The 16,031-nt window shown below is 68.3% G+C and carries 7 protein-coding genes and 1 pseudogene; 5 read left to right on the plus strand and 3 right to left on the minus strand.

Annotated elements, in window-relative coordinates; translation table 11 throughout:
* From B4L26_RS13690 to B4L26_RS13710, 5 genes and pseudogenes are all read left to right on the plus strand, one after another.
* The coding region (locus B4L26_RS13690; RefSeq protein WP_290719513.1) for a thioesterase domain-containing protein at nucleotides 1-1,242 on the plus strand (1,242 nt) is incomplete at its 5' end.
* 13 nt (nucleotides 1,243-1,255) lie between these two features.
* Complete coding sequence (locus B4L26_RS13695) at nucleotides 1,256-2,806, plus strand: acyl-CoA carboxylase subunit beta (protein ID WP_290719515.1); 1,551 nt, start codon at nucleotides 1,256-1,258, stop codon at nucleotides 2,804-2,806.
* Between the two features lie 247 nt (nucleotides 2,807-3,053).
* Nucleotides 3,054-3,347: pseudogene (locus tag B4L26_RS19105) on the plus strand (hypothetical protein); the annotation flags it as partial.
* Between the two features lie 213 nt (nucleotides 3,348-3,560).
* A complete protein-coding gene (locus B4L26_RS13705) occupies nucleotides 3,561-4,394 on the plus strand; it encodes a Mesocentin (protein WP_290719517.1) in 834 nt (277 codons plus the stop codon).
* Between the two features lie 100 nt (nucleotides 4,395-4,494).
* Nucleotides 4,495-5,814 carry an MFS transporter gene (locus B4L26_RS13710; RefSeq protein WP_290719592.1) on the plus strand — a complete coding sequence of 440 codons (1,320 nt, stop codon included), beginning with the start codon at nucleotides 4,495-4,497 and terminating at the stop codon, nucleotides 5,812-5,814.
* 20 nt (nucleotides 5,815-5,834) lie between these two features.
* Here B4L26_RS13710 and B4L26_RS13715 read toward each other — a convergent pair whose 3' ends face one another.
* The 3 genes from B4L26_RS13715 to B4L26_RS13725 all read right to left on the minus strand — a co-directional run bounded on the left by B4L26_RS13715 (nucleotide 5,835) and on the right by B4L26_RS13725 (nucleotide 15,952).
* Nucleotides 5,835-9,107: an arabinosyltransferase domain-containing protein gene (locus tag B4L26_RS13715; RefSeq protein WP_409563351.1), complete on the minus strand. Its 3,273-nt coding sequence runs from the start codon at nucleotides 9,105-9,107 to the stop codon at nucleotides 5,835-5,837.
* Nucleotides 9,104-12,487 carry an arabinosyltransferase domain-containing protein gene (locus B4L26_RS13720; protein ID WP_409563350.1) on the minus strand — a complete coding sequence of 1,128 codons (3,384 nt, stop codon included), beginning with the start codon at nucleotides 12,485-12,487 and terminating at the stop codon, nucleotides 9,104-9,106. The genes B4L26_RS13715 and B4L26_RS13720 overlap by 4 nt, the downstream gene beginning before the upstream one ends.
* A 72-nt stretch (nucleotides 12,488-12,559) precedes the next feature.
* Nucleotides 12,560-15,952 carry an arabinosyltransferase domain-containing protein gene (locus tag B4L26_RS13725; protein WP_290719524.1) on the minus strand — a complete coding sequence of 1,131 codons (3,393 nt, stop codon included), beginning with the start codon at nucleotides 15,950-15,952 and terminating at the stop codon, nucleotides 12,560-12,562.
* Between the last annotated feature and the right edge of the window lie 79 nt (nucleotides 15,953-16,031).

Raw genomic sequence — 16,031 nt, forward strand, 5'->3', positions numbered from 1 at the left:
ACCGAGCCCGCCGCGACACCGAGCGAGCCCACATCGGCACCGAGCGAGCCCGATCCCGCGTCGACTGAGCCCACCAAGAAGGCGCCGGCGCAGGACAAGTCCCTCGACCTGACCAGTCAGGCCGCGGTGGCCGAGGCCGCCGGTTCCGATGTGCCGCCGCGCGACGCCGCCGAGCGCCTCACCTTCGCCGTTTACGCGACGATCACCGGCAAATCCGCCGGGGGTATCTTCAACAAGCTGCCGGTACTGAGCGAGGAAACCGCGCAGAAGCTCACCGACAAGCTCAACGAGCGGACCGGCGGCGACGTCGATGTCGAGGACGTGCTGGATTCGGAGACCATCGAGGAGATGGCCGACTACGTCCGCAGCTATCTCGACGCCGGCGCGGCGACCGACGGCTTCCTGCGGTACCTGCGCCTGGTCCCGGACGGCAAGAAGTCCTACGACACGAGCGCGGGCGATCCGGTCCCTGTGCTGATGTTCCATCCGGCCGGCGGCAACACGAGCGCTTATGAGGCCCTGCTGAAGCGACTGCCCGACGATCAGCCCGTCATCGGGTTCGACCGCGGCGTCGAGGGCCCGATCGACGAGCGCGTCCGCGAGTACCTGCCGAAGTTGCGCGAAGTGCAACCGCACGGACCTTACGTCCTCGTCGGCTGGTCGTTCGGCGGTGCGCTGGCCTATGGCGTCGCGCAGCTGCTGCGTGAGGCGGGCGAGGAGGTCGCGTTCATCGGCCTCATCGACGTGGTGCGGCCCAAGGAGGACCTCGTCGAGACGCCGGAGTCCAAGCGCGAGCGGCTGGAGCGGTGGAAGGACTTCGCCATCCGCAATTACGACCTCGACGCCGATGTGCCGATCCCGATGGACCGCCTGGTGGAGGCGGACGACGAGGGACAGTTCCAGATCATCATGGAGATGATGGCGATGAGCAACACCAAGATCCCCGGTGGCATCATCGAGCATCAGCGAACCTCGTTCATCGAGAACCGGATCCTCGATCAGATCGAGCCCGTGCACTACGACGGCAAGGTGGTCCTCTACCGCGCCGACCGGATGCATGACGGTGCGATCGAACTGGAGCCCAAGTGGGCCGAGATCGACGAGGACGGTCGATGGAGCGAGGTCGTCGACGATCTGGAGATCATCCACATCGGCGGTGATCACTTGTCGATCGTCGATGAGCCTTTCATCAGCAAGATCGGCGCGGATCTCACCAAGCGCATGTCTAACCTCGGCGAGTGAAGGGACTTCTCGAATGAGTCAGACGACGGCGGAGAAACTCGCCGACCTCCGGGAGAAGCTGGAGGCCTCCAAGGAGCCGGCCGGTGAGAAAGCGCTCGCCAAGCGGGCGGCCAAGGGCATTCTCTCGCCGCGCGAACGCCTGAACCTGCTTTTCGATCCCGGGACGTTCGTCGAGATTGGCGCCTTGGCGAAGATGCCCGGTGCCACCGATACCGGTTACGGGGACGGTGTCGTCACCGGTCACGGACGGGTCAACGGCCGTCCGGTTGCGGCATTCAGCCACGACCAGTCGGTGATGGGCGGCACCGTCGGCGAGATGTTCGGCCGTAAGGTCGCTGCACTGATGGAGTGGAGCGGCAAGATGGGCGCGCCTCTAGTCGGCATCAATGACTCCGCCGGTGCGCGCATCCAGGACGCGATCGTCTCGTTGGCCTGGTATGCCGAGATGGGCGAGCGGGGTCGCCTCGTCTCCGGACTGGTACCGCAGGTGTCGGTCATCTTGGGCAAGTGTGCCGGAGGCGCGGTCTACGGCCCGGCGAACACCGACATCCTCGTGGGTGTGGAGGACCAGAGTTACATGTTCGTCACCGGGCCCGACGTCATCAAGGCGACGACCGGCGAGGAGATTTCTGCGGAGGATCTCGGCAGCGCGCACAACCAGGCACGATGGGGCAACATTCACCACATCGCGCCCGACGAGAAGGCCGCGTTCGACTGGGTGCGCGAGTACCTGGACTACATGCCGTCGACTGCTCACGAGAAGCCCCCGGTCGTCAACCCGGGGTTGGAGCCTGAGATCACTGATACCGACCTGTCGCTGGACACCTTCATGCCTGACAGCGACAACGCCGGTTACGACATGCGTGACGTCATTTCGAAAGTGTTCGACGACGGCGCATTCCTCGAGATCGCCGAGCTCTTCGCGCCGAACCTGCTCACCGGCTTCGCCCGTGTCGACGGCAACAGCGTCGGGATCGTCGCGAACCAGCCCAACGTCATGGCCGGCACGCTGGACACCGATGCATCGGAGAAGGCGACCCGGTTCGTCCGCATCTGCAACGCCTTCAACATCCCGCTGATCTTCCTGGTCGACACTCCCGGAATCCTTCCCGGTGCCGTCGAGGAGGCTAAAGGCACGATCCGGCGCTCGGGCAAGTTTCTGTACGCCTACACCGAGGCCACGGTGCCGAAGGTCACCGTCGTGCTGCGCAAGGCCTACGGCGGTGCTTACGCGGTGATGGGCTGCAAACAGCTTGGTGCTGATCTGAACTTTGCTTGGCCGAGCGCCAAGATCGCCGTCATGGGTGCCGACTCGGCTGCCGCAGTGCTGACCCGCAAGCAGACCGAGGGGGTCGGTCCGGCCGCGGCCGATAAGATCCGGCGTGACTTCATCAATTTCTACAACGAGAACATGGCCACGCCCTACTTGGCGGCCGAGCGCGGGTACATCGATGCCGTGATCGAGCCGTCCACGACACGCCTGGAATTGCGCAAGGCACTAGCGCAGCTGCGTGACAAGCGGATCGAGGACGTTCCCCGCAGGCACTACCTGATGCCCGTCTAGGTTTCGGCAGTTCCTCAAAGTCGGCAGTCTCTCGGTCAACTGACCGATAGTCTGAGGGCTCGCCACCCGTTGTGGTGCGCCCAAACCTGACTGGAGGAGTCTGATGAAGCGTTCTATCGGGTTGCTTGCCGCCCTCGCGGCGAGCGGACTGCTGGTTCTCGGTTGTTCTTCCGACGGAGACAAGGCTCCGGCGTCGTCGACTGTGTCATCGGTGGTGTCGCCGGCGCCATCGGCGAGTCCTACGCCGGGTGCAGACGGCTCGACGGGCAACCGCTTGGGTGCGGAATACTGTGCGCGCAACCAGGATCCGGGCTGCCCGAAGGGCAGCTACGTCGGGCCCAACGCCATCCCGGATCCCAAGGGCGGGCCCGGGTATGTGCCGTGCGAGGGCTCGATCTGTACCAACCCCAACCACGGGGCCGGTGACCCCGACCCGCAAAAAAACGACCAGGGCGACCAGGGTGATAGTGACCAGCAGGGCCCGCCGGAGCCCGGGCAGAACAACTTTCAGGGTCCGGGCGACAACTCCGACGACAACTGACGACAAGTCCTCGACCCAGTACTCTATCGGTCAACTGACCGGTAGGGTGAAGCAGGCGATCACGGTTTGCCTTCGACGCTGGTGGCGTTGACCGGGATCAAGGCTGGCCCGCTTCGGCGGATTACCTCAATCGACATTCTTTGCCACAGTAAATATGACAGCCTGATACACCAGTCGGGCGAATCGTCTGATTTGTCGTTGATTGGAGTATCGGTGAGAAGACTCTATGGACTCGCGGCGGCGCTCTTCGGCGTCGTGTTGGTCGTCGGCGGATGCACGTCGACGGAGACAGCGCCGACGGTCTCCTCGTCGTCGACGTCGAGCATTGCTGCCAAGGGCGACCAGCGCACGTCCGGCTGGGATGCTGCTGGCAAACCGGTCCATGGTGGGCCCGCCGGCGCCGACGGTTCGACGGGCAACAACCTGAGCCGTGACTACTGCGCGCACAACCAGAGCCCGAAGTGCCCGAAGGGCAGCTACGTGGGCTATCACACGAGCTACCACGACAAGCACGGCGGCTGGGACGCTAACGGCAACCCGGTGAACGGCGGGCCCGTGGGCGCGAATGGCGCGACGAACGCCAACCTGACGCAGGAGTACTGCGCCCGCAACCAGGATCCGGCGTGTCCGAAGGGCAGCTACGTCGGGCCCAATGCGCAGAAGGACCCGAAGGGCGGCCCGCATTACGTCCAGTGTCAGGGCACCGTGTGCACGAACCCTAATCACGGCGCCGGCACCGATCCTGGGACCAACGGAGGCGATTCCAGCGTCATCGGGGTGTGGGACGTGAACGGTAACCCGATCGCCGGTGGCCCGCGGGGCGCCGACGGTTCCATCGGCAACAACCTGACCCGGCAGTACTGCATGGCCACGCTGGATGCCCGTTGCCCGCTGGGCAGTTACGTCGCGCCCCCGACCCCTTCTCCTCGGGACGCCCCGCCCGAGCCTGGGCAGACGGAATTCCGGGGTCCGCAGGACCAGGGCCCGCCGGAGCCGGGACAGACCGACATGCAGGGTCCCGACGACGGGGATGGCGACGGGAACTGACACCCTGCGCTGACCACGCTGGGTGTCACCGGGCGTCCGGCGGCGAAATCCGTTGGCCGGACGTCCCGTCCTGGGGCATGCTCGATCCGTGAGTACAACGATGCCGCAGCAGCCCGTGCAGCTGCCGCGCGCCCTGACGCCGTTCGCGTTCCGGCAGTACCGCTGGCTCGCCGTCGGCCTGATCCTGTCCCTGTTCGCCGACGGGGTGTGGGCCATCACGCTGGTCTGGCAGGTCATCGGCATCGGCGGCGCGGAGGCGCAGGTCTCGATGGCCACCGCCGCAGCTGGCGTCGGGATGGTGGTCTCGACGCTGGGCGGCGGAGTCCTTGCGGACCGGGTGTCACAGCGGCGCATCGTCATCGCCCTCGAGGCGGCCAAAGCCGTGGTCTTCGCGGCGGTCGCCGTCGCTTCGCTGAGCGGCGCCCTCCAGTTGTGGCAGGTCGTCGCGGCCGCAGTACTGACCGGCGTCACGACCGGCATGTACTACCCCGCGTACTCTGCGATGCTTCCCGCCATCCTGCCGGAGTCGGACCTGCAGGCCGCCAACGGTATCGAAGGCTTCTTCCGGCCGGTCGCGTTTCAGGCCGTCGGACCGTTGATCGCCGGTTGGGTCATTGCTGCCACAGCCCCCGGATATGCGGTCGTCATCGCCGCAGTGGCGTCGATCGCTGCCGGCCTCTGCTACGTCGCCATGGATCCGGTACCGCTGCGCCGTGAACGGGACTCGTTGGAGGGCAACGCGATTCGCGGCATAGTCACCGATATCAGCGAAGGGGTCGCCTACCTGGTGAAGACGCCGTGGCTATGGGCGACGCTGCTGTACTCGACGGTGCTCGTGTTGGCCACACTCGGCCCGATCGAGGTGCTGATCCCGTTCGTGTTGCGCGAACGCGTCGGCGGTGACGCCGCCGATCACGCGCTCGTCCTCGCCGCCTACGGAGTCGGGGCGGCGATCACCTCGTTGGCCTTCGCGTCGATCCCCATGCCCCGCCGCTACCTGACGATCATGTTCGCCATCTGGGGCGTGTCGAGTCTCCCGCTGGTCCTGATGGGTGTGGCGAACGCCGTGTGGGTCGTGGTTGTCGCGGGTTTCATCATGGGCGTGCTGTTCGACGGCCCGATGGTCTTGTGGGGCACGCTGTTGCAGCGGCGCGTACCGGCCGCGCTGCTTGGCCGGGTCGCCAGTCTCGACTTCTTCGTCTCCGTTGCGCTGCTACCGGTGTCGATGGCTATCGCCGCTCCGGTGGCTGGCGCTTTGGGGCTGAAGACGACGTTCATCGTCGCGGGTCTGATTCCGGTCCCGATCGCGGTGGTGTTCTACCTCGCCGCGCGGCTGTGGCGCGACGAGATCGAGCACCCGCTGCGCGACGAGGACGACGATGCGGACGACGCGGCCGTCGAGGTCCTCGACGCCGACTAGTGCCTCAGCCGACAGGCGACTCAGTAGCCGGTCGAGCGCATCGGCGCCAGGTCCCAGAGCCCGGACTCGCGGGTCGTGCCCGGCACCAGGGTGGCCGGTGGTGCCGGCTCGATCTCGGTGAAGCGCTGCAGCCCGCCCCAGTCGCGACCCCAGTTGTTCCGCAGGTACGTCGGCATCAGCGTCGGCCGTAGTAGCGCCTCGGTGATGCCCAGGGGTCCGCCGGCCTTGCCGGCCATCCACGTCTGGCTGTTGCGCCGCGTCGCGTCGGCCTCGGGCATGATGCGCCACATCGGTACCTCGAGCACACCGTTGCGCACCGCGATGGGCCGCTGGCACGGGAACACGAAGCCGGGCAACCAGTCGATAAACACCGGGTCGGTCTGCCCGACGACGTCGTTGAGGGTGCGCAACCGGTCCACGCGCGGCGGAGTGAGGGCCACCCACTCCTTCGTTGCGTCCGACTTGTCGTCAACGACGATGCGCACGAAGTCCGCATCGCGCGGCGCCTTGTCCAGCGGGAAGCGCAGGTCGCGCCATGCGGGAGCCTCGCCCGCGTCGAGCGGGAACATCCGACCGACGGCGACGACCGAGCCGTCGGCACGGCGGCGGCCGAACTCGAGGAGGACGGACTGGCCCTTCTTCTCGGCGTTGTCGATGTCGACGGCCTGGACCGATCCGGCTACTGCGACGGTGACCAGCGGACGGTCGGTGTCGGGCTGCGACGTGTTGAACGGCAGTTGATACCACCCGGTCGTCAATGCGGCCGGACCGGTGGCCCCGTAGGAGCCGAGCACCGGCGTGTGCGCGGGGTTCAGGCCGAACGGCAGCAGCTGCGTCGATCCGTTGACTCCGCGCGGGCCGCGCCCGCCCCACGTGCCGCCGGCCGCCGACTCATTCGCCGATGCACCTGGGTTCTCCTGCGAGGGCAGTTCCCCGCCGTCGGTGGTCTTCGACGACGACATGATGTTCTCCGGTACGCCGTTGGGCGAGAAGCCCGGTCCGGCGCCCAGTCCGTCGGCGACGGGAGCCGCGGGCCGTCCTCCGACCGCGGCGGGCAGGAGAATGCCCTTCGTCGGGTCCGCGGCGACCAGCACATCGTTGGCCAGTGCGCACTCGTTGCCGGTCATGGCCCGATAGTTCGACTTGGTCCACGACCAACTGTCGCGCTGTACCCAGGCGCCCTTGGCCAGGCTCGCGACCATGAACAGCACCACCAGCGCCGCGACCGTCGGCAGTGGGGCGAACCGGAACGGTCCGCCCAGCACGGGCCCGGTGCGCGTCTTCTCGTCGACGTAGTCGTCGCGGAAGTGGTAGAAGAGCCCGAGGAGAGCAGTGGCCACGGCCAGCGCCAGAATGATCCAACTGAGGTTGATCCCGGCGATCGCCACCGGGCGGTCGCGCCACGGGACGCCGTAGTTGCCGACGAACCACCACATGTTGATGCCAGCGAAGGCCATGGCGGTTACGAAGAAGACGGCCGACGCGGCGAATGCGCGGTTGCGGCGCGACGCCAGCAGCGCGGGGGCCATCATTGCGCCCGCGGCAGCGGCTAGGCCGCCGGCGATGCCCGCGTAGACGCCGAAGTGGTGGGTCCACTTCGTCGGGGTGAACGCGATGAAGAACATCGTGCCGAGCATGACCGCGATCAGGCGCCAGATCGGCGCGCGCGCGACACCGTTGGGGTGGCGGCCGCGCAGCAGGCGGAACATCACGTAGAACAGTGACAGCAGCATCAGCAGGATCCCGATGCGGCGCGAGAGGGTGCCGTCGCCGGTCTGCAGGATCAGGTAGTAGTAGCGGATCGGCTCCTGCCACCATTCGAGGGTCGGGCCGACGTCGGAGGCCACCTTGTTGCCGGTGACCAGCGGCATCACCGACTGGTCGGCGAAGATCATGAACAGCACCGACGTACCCGCGGCGAGGATGGGGGCCAGCAGCGGCAGCCAGCCGTCGCGCTTGTGCCGGGTCACGAGGGTCTTCACAATGGGACGCAGGCCGGCCAGGAGCGCAGCCGCGGCCATCAGTCCGCCGGGTGCCAGGGCCAGCGTCATCGCGGCGGTGACGGCGGCGACGGCGTACGGCAGCAGGCGGCGGGTGGCGATCGCACGCTCGACGCAGCACCACGTCAGCAGGGCGCCGACGGCCTCGGCCGGTTCCGGCCGGATGCCGTTGTTATAGGGCAGCCAGATGGCCAGGAACACGAAAGCACCGGCCCACATCGCGGGTGTGCTGGTGCGGACTGCACGGCCCAGGCGCGGGATCACCTCGCGGCTGATGAGCCACCAGCCCAGCAGTCCGAGCAGCAGCGCGGGCAGGCGCATCCACCACGCCGCAACGCTGACCTGCGTCATCCACGAGATGACCTGGAAGTGCCAGCCGAACGGATCCTGGGGCACACCGAAGTAGCGGAAGTAGTTGTCGGCGTACCCGGCGCCGCTGGCGACGCGCCCAACGGTCATGTTGTAGCCGTCGTCGGAGGTGTTGGCGCCGCCGAACCACCAGAGCAGCAGGATGGCGGTGACCGCGCCGTCGAGCCACGTCAGCTTCCACCAGCCCGCGGGAAGGAACCGGCGGTGGCGCATACCGTCGCGCGAGTCCAGGATCCCCAGGGCGAGCAGCGACAGCAGCGTCATCACCATGCCGACGATCATCAGCAGCGTCTTCAACCGGGTGGGGCTGGTGACGTAGCGGGTGTCGATGTCGGCGGTGAACGACATTCCGGCAGGTGCCGGACCGCGCAGGTCCGAGTACACGCCGACGATCTGCGGGCGCATCTCGTGGTCGTCGGTGTGGTACTGCAGCAAGGCACCCTTGAGCTGGTGTCCGTCGAGTCCTTCGATGGCCGCGCGCACACCGTCGGCGTTGCCGGTGAAGACGACGCGGCAGGCCGGGGCGGCCTGCGCGGCGGCGCGCGGGGCGCTGAGGATCACGACGTTGCGGTCGATGACCTGCAGGGCGTCGTTAGTGACGTTGACGAACAGGCCGCGTGCGGTCGCGGCCACTCCCTCGGCGGGCAGCGTGGACAGCAGTACGCCACCCGACTCGGGCAGCTGCGCCGCTGTCGAACACGGCACGGCCACCGACATGTCGGTGGCCACGTAGGACACCAATGGCGCCACCACGGAGGAGAGCGTGTTGTTCTCCGGCCATACGATCTTCGCGGTCGACCGCTCGACCGGCAGGATCGGCATCGCGATCGCCAGCAGCGTGCCCAGCAGGCCCGCCACGGCCGCGAGGATCTTGGCGCCGCGGTAGTTGTTCGCCGTCAGGACGGTCATTCTTGCGCCACTCATTCCTTGCTCGGCTCCAACCGGATGGACCCGGTTCGCGACCAGCCCCACTGCCTACGAATATCCGTCGTCACCACTGCCGGGCGCGCCTGCGGTTCACGCGGGTCGAGGCGCTCGAGTGCGCCCCAGCCGCGGTGCCAATCGCCGTCGAGGTAGCTGGGGACCGCCGTCGACGTCGTCATCGCGTCGCTGATGGCCAGGAGGCCGCCGCCAGCGGTGTTCATCCAGGTGCGTGATTGGCTCAATGCCATGGCGTAGTCGGGCAGGATCCGCCATTGCGGGATCTCGGCGACGCCGTAGCGGACCCCCATCGGCCGCTGGCACGGGAAGTGCGCGGCGACCATGAAGTCGATCAACGTGGGCGCGGTCGACCCGACGAGGTGCTGCAGGCTGACGACCTGCGGCGCGCGCGGCGGTGTCAGCATGATGAACTGCGCCGCGCCGAGGTTGTTGTCCAGCGCGATCAACCGGACCACGTCGGCCCCGGGGGGTGCCGCCGACATCGGGAGGCGCAAGTTGCGCCACGGCCGGTTCGGGATGACCGGGCCCGGATCGATCGGGATGGCACCGGGACCCATCGGTTCGAATTGGCCAGCTGGCCCCCGCTTGCCGAACTGGAACCGCAGCGACTGGCCGAACACCGTCGCACCGAAGGCGTCGGTCGTGGAGATCGCACCGGCTGCGGTCACCACCAGCAGCGGCGAGGAGTTGCGCGCCGGCAGTCGGTACCAATCGGTCGTCAGTCGTGCCTCACCGTTGAACCCGAAGCTGCCCAGCACCGGCGTCGTGGCCGGCTTCAAACCGTAGGGCAGCGCGGCGGTGGACCCGTTCACCGTGCGGGGACCTCGGCCGCCGGTGGTGCCGGATTCCCACGTGCCCATGACGGCGAACGGTTTCGACGAGGAGCCGGCCACGTGGGCCTGGCCGGGCCGCGAACTGCCCATCTCCGCGGAGAGGTTGGTCGTAATGCCTTCGGGGGTGAAGCCGACCGGGTCCTCGCCGGCCAGTGCCTCCGACGCGGTGCGGCCCGATGCGGGCACTAGCATCCCGGCGTTGGCGTCGGGTTCGACCAGGACCTTGTCGGCCAGGGCGCACGGCTGTCCGCGCAGGGTGCCCACGTTGGTCGACAATGCCGTGGCCACCGGGTAGCGCGTCACCGCTGCTTTGGCGAACAGGGCCAGTTCGAGGATGACGATCCCGCCGGCGATGATCGCGATCGGGGACCCGGCGATCGTCAGACGCATCCGATTCGCGAACTCCTCGTGACGCTTCGCCTCGGCCGCGACCGTCCCGGTCCCGGCGGCATCGGCATCATGGTGCTCGAGACCCTTGTTGTGGACGTAGTCCAGACGCAGGTGCTGCCACGCCGCGAGGACGCCGGTGACGACGGCGAGGATCAGGAAGATCGTCGACATCGGAATGCCCATGAGGACCGGCGCACGGTCGAACCATGCGATCCCGACGTCGTAGAAGTACGGCCAGGCGTTCTTTCCCGCCGTCGCGGCGGCCAGCGCGAACATCAGCCCGGACACGAAGACGGTCAGGTTGCGGGTGGACCGCGCGGCCGACTGGGCGACCGCGAGTGTGGCGGTCGCGGCGACCGCCGCCGCGAGCCCGCTGTAGATGCCGAACTGGATGGTCCACTTGGTCGGGGTGAAGACCATCAGCACCATCGTCACGCCGATGGCGCCGACCGCGCGCCACGCCGGACCGTTGCGGACGCCATCGATGTGGCCGCGGCGCAGCAGGACGGCGACGGTGATGAACGCGGCCGCAAAGAGCAGCAGCACCGGGACGCGGCGCGCCAGCGAGGCGTCGGGGGTGGTGACGGTGAGGAAGTAGTAGCGCAGGTACTCCTGGAACCACGGCAGATTGGGCCCGACCTGGTAGCGGATCTTCATCGCCTCGGCGACGGTCGCGAGCGTTTGGTCGGCGAAGACGACGAGCAGCACGGCCAGCGCGGCGGCCCCCAACGGCGCGAGGATGGCCGCCGTGCCGATCTCGCGGCTGCGGGCCACCCCGATGGCCAACACCGCGCGGGCGCCGACGAGGAGGATGGCGATCCCGATGACACCGTGGGGCGCGGCGGCGAAGGTGAATCCGGCGGCGACGACGGCCAGTCCGACGGGCAGAAGGCGCTTGGAGGTGATCGCGGACTCGATCGCCCACCACGTCAGCAGCGAACCGAGGACTATGACCGACTCACTGCGCAGGCCGCTGCCGAACGGCATCCAGAAGGCGGTGAACACCGATGCGGCCGCCCATACCGGCCACCCGTGGGACACGGCGGTGCCAAGCCGCGGGAGCAGGACCCGGCTCAGGATGTACCAGGACAGCAGACCGCAGGCGAGGCTGGGCAGGTGCATCCACAGCATCGACGTGGAGACCGACGACCAGTGCGCGAGGAATTCGTAGTACCAGCTGAACGGCGCCTCGGCGATGCCGAAGAAGCGGTAGTAGTTCGGCAGGTAGCCGGCCTCGCCCGCGACACGGCCCATGCTGAGGATGTAGCCGTCGTCGGGCCCGCCCGCGCCGAGCAGCGCCCAGACCAGCAGTGCGGCGGTGACGGCCAGGTCGGACAGTCGGGGCCGCAGCGAGGCGAGGAAACCGGTGCGGTGGTGCAACTCGCCGTCGGTGACGGCTTCCTCGTGTGCGGCGCGCACGGTGGCCGAGCGGCGGTCCAAGAGTGCCAATGCGCCGAGGGCTGCGATGATCGCGAGCAGGCCCACGATGCTGACCAGTCGCTTGATCAGCGTCGGAGACGATTGGTAGCGGTTGTCGATGTCGATGCGCGCCGTGAGGCCCTGGTGGCCAGCCTGCTCGATGGCGGCCGGGGGCAGCGACGAGAAGATGCCGTCGATCTGCGGCTGGGCTTCCGGCGCCGCCTGGACCGCGGGGCCGAGTCCCACGAATTGGGCGCTCGGACCGGCCGATCCGGAGTGGATGCGCAGCACCGAGCAGCCAGCCAGACCGGCTCGCGGCGCGCTGGCCAACAGGCTGTTGCGGCTCAACACGGTGACGGTGTCGCCGGCCTTCACCGTCAGCCCGCGGTTCCCGCCCCCCGGAACCGTCGTCAGGACTGTCGAGGTCTCCGACGGCAGTCCGGCGAGCACGGCGCACGGGATGGTGATGTGCAGTGATCGGGCGGTCTGTGCGATGAGGGGCGCGGTCACCGACGAGGAGGTCGTCAGGGTCTGGCCCTGCGGCCAGGTGAACGATGCCTGCACGGCCTTCACCGGCAGCAGTGGCGTCAATGCGCACGCCACGATTCCGACAAGGCCGGCGACGATGGCGAGAAGCCGCAACCGCTTCACCTGATTGCGCTGATCAGCGCGGGCATCGGCGGGCTCGGGCGCGATCGCCCCCGATTGCGTGGAAGACACAGACACGAATTCTCATGTTAGGCGACGCGCCTGAGGAAAAACCCATCGCCACCCAACCCGAGGGGTGCGGGGTCAGTGCCAGATCGGGGTGGGCCGCCACAGTCCGCTACGGACGCGGGTGCCGGTGATGAGCTCTGCGGGCGCGATACTGTTCGGCGCGAATGGGTGGTACCGCTCGAGCGCACCCCAGTCCCGTCCGATATCGCCCTTCAGATACGTCGCGACCGTCTCCGGCTCCTGGGACACCTCGAGCCAGCCGAGGGGACCGCCGCCGCTGGCGCTCTGCCACGTCGACACCGCGGCAGCGAGGTCCGCACCGGGCCGGATGCGCCAATCCGGGATCTCCGCGACGCCGTAGCGGTGGCCGAACGGACGCTGACACGGGAACACCAGCCCCGAGGTCCAATCGACCTGCACGGGGTCGGACTTGCCGACCACCTGCTGCAGGGTCTGCAACTGCGGCAACCGCGGCGGTGTGACGACGATGTAGCGGTCGGCGGCCAGGTTGTCGTCGCGCGCGACGATCCGGATCGCGGTGGTGTCTGCGGGCAGCGCGTCGGTATTGAGCCGCACATTGCGCCACGAGGGTCGCGGACCGGGATCGATGAGGGGGATGGACCCGGCGACGCCGAGTGCGCCGTCGCGCGTCTGGGCGTCGACGCGGGTCGTCGAATACTCGAGGACGAGGTCGGGACGCTCGAACCATCCGGCCGCGGAGAACGTGATGAGCGGGTTCTGACGGAATCCGGCGGGCAGCGCGTACCACGCCGAGCGCAGCCGTGCCGGAGTCTGCGCGTCCTCGGAATAGCTGCCCAGGACCGGCGTGCGCGCCGGGTCGAGGAAGAACGGGAGCCGAGCGTGGCTGCCGTTGATCCCCGGTACTGCGCGGTAGCCGCCGGAGGTGCCGCCACTGTTGGCCGCCAGGACGCCGGGGTCGGCGTTGGCGGTGTCGGCGAGGACGCCCAGCGATCCCTGGGCGGCATTGGTGACCATCCCCGTCGGTACGCCGTTGGGGGTGAAGCCGTCCGTCGGCGCCGCAGCCGGGTCGGTTCGAGGCGGCGCGGGCGGTCCGGCGAGGGCCTGGCCGGGGCTAAGGGAACGGTCCACCGGGGACAGTTGGAATCGTGACGGGTCTGTCTCGGTCCAGATCTTCTCCGCCATCCCGCACTCGATGCCGGCGAGCGCCTCGAGGTTGGAGCGCGGCACCGAGTACGAGTTCGACTGGCGGACGCCGGCCATGATCGCTGTCGCCACCTGGAACAGCACGACCGCGGCAACGATGAACACGAGCGGCTCGGATACCAGGGCCGATCCCAACCGGCGCGCTCGATTGGCGGGCACGGAATCGTCCGAGGAGTCGTCGACGAATTCGTCGGCATGGGGGTCGGTGCCGGTGAAGGGCTCGCGCAGGTGGAAATACAGGGCCAGGGCCAGCAGCGCGAGTGCGGCGGCCAGGAGGACCGACGCGATCCGGAAGCCGAAGGTGACCTGTTCGGTGCCCCACGGCATGCCCCATGCCGAGGAGTAGAAGTACGAGTTGGGTGCCGTGAACGCCATTCCGGCGATGAAGAGGGTCAGGGCGGCGAAGATCGTCCGGTTGCGCCGCGAGTGCATCGACTGGTGACCGACGGCGATGGCGGTGATCGCCGCCAGCGCGGCCCCCAGGCCGGCGAACACGCCGAAGTGGTGGGTCCACTTGGTGGGCGTGAACATCAGGAACAGCAGCGAGCCGAACACGATGCCGACGATGCGGGCCGTGGGGCCGCTCGCCGTCCCGGGGATTCGCCCCTTGCGCAGCAGCATGGCGGCGGAGACCGCCAGCGACAGCAGCAGGATGAGCACTGCGAAGCGTCGGGAGATGGAGCCGTTGGCGGAGAACTCGAACAGCGACGAGTAGCGGTCGATCTCGTTGTACCAGTGCAGCGACGGACCCAGCGCGGTCTTCATCGTGCTGGCGTCCATGAAGGCGCGCAGTGTGAGGTTGGAGAAGACGATGAAGACGACGAACGTGCCGGCCGCGACGACGGGGGCCAAGAGGGCGACGTAGGTGGCCACGCTGCCCCACCGGCTGCTGGAACTGGAGGCGGTCCCTCGCCCGTCGTCGATGTTGAGCTGGCTGTCGATGTCTTTGGCGCGCTTGATGATGGCGAGGATCATCGGCCGGGCCCCGGCGATGAGTGCGGCGACGGCGAGCAGGCCGGTCGGCCCGGCCGCCAGGCTCAGTGCGCCGATCATGCAGGCGATCGCGGCGGGCAGGATGCGCCCGGTGGCAATCGCGCGCTCCACCGAGCACCAGGTGAGCAGTGCGCCCAGACAGATGATCGGCTCAGGGCGCAACCCGTTGTCGAAGGGGAACCACATCGCGAGGAATGCCGCCGCCGCGGTGGCCCCGACGATGGGACGGGCCGCGGCGCGACCGAGGCGGGGGAGAACCTCGTGGCTCAGGATCAGCCACACCGCGATGCCGCACAGCAGCGCGGGGAGTCGTAACCACGGGCTGGACAGGTTGACCTGCGCCAACCAGCCGAAGACGGAGTAATACCAGCCGAATGGGGCCTCCGGCGCCCCGAACCAGCGGAAGTAGTTGGCGGTGTACTCGCCGGCCTGTCCGACCCGCGCCATGGTGAGGAGATAGCCGTCGTCGGAGGTGTTCGGACCGACGAAGTGCCAGACCACCAACATGCCCAGCACGATGTAGTCGCGCACCTTGAGGTGCCACCAGCGAGCCGGGAGGATGCGGCGGTGGCCGCGCCCGTCGCTGCCGTCGAGGATCGCCAGTGCGATGAGCGACGCGAGGGTGGCGAGGATCCCGACGATCAGCACGGCGCGCTTGAGTAGCGTCGGCGGTGTGCTGTACCGGGTGTCGGGGGTGGCGTGGGCGCTCAGGCCCCGCACCGTCGATGCGGGCCCGGACAGATCGGTGAAGAAGCCGGTGAGCTGTGGGCGCTGGTCGGCACCCAGGTGCTCGTCGTCGCGACCGGCGGTGGTGCCGGTGACCGGCGCGCCAGCGCCGTCGCGCAGGCCGGTGAAAGTGGCGGTGACCGCCTCGGCGGTCGCGGTGACGTCGATGGAGCGGCAGTGCGGACCGGTGACGTCAGACAGGGGCGCGGAAGCAACCGGGATGTTGCGAACGGTGACCTGGACGCTCGTCTTGTCGGCGCTTCGCTGGACGAACAAGCCGCGCTCGGGCGCGGGCGGCGCCTGCTTCGGCACGGTCGAGAGCAGGACCGAACCGTCGTCGGGCAGATGGGTCACCGCCGAACAGGGGATCGACATGGTGAGGTCGATCGGCACGTAGGCGATGAGCGGGGAGTTGACGCTGCGGAGCGTGCCCTGCTGCGGCCAGGAGATCTCGGCGGTCGCCTGGTTGACCGGCATCAACGGCGCGGCTAGCGCCAGCAGAAAGCCCAGAAGGCCGGTGACGATGGCCGCGATGCGGGCTCGTCGGAGGGTCTGCACTGGCACAAAGGGCAATGCTAGTCGGTGGTCGGGCCGCCCCGGCCATGTGTCGCATCAACGGCCTGCATGCGGTGGTGGTGATTAG

This window comes from Gordonia sp. UBA7599 (assembly GCA_002477755.1).
GTDB lineage: Bacteria > Actinomycetota > Actinomycetes > Mycobacteriales > Mycobacteriaceae > Gordonia.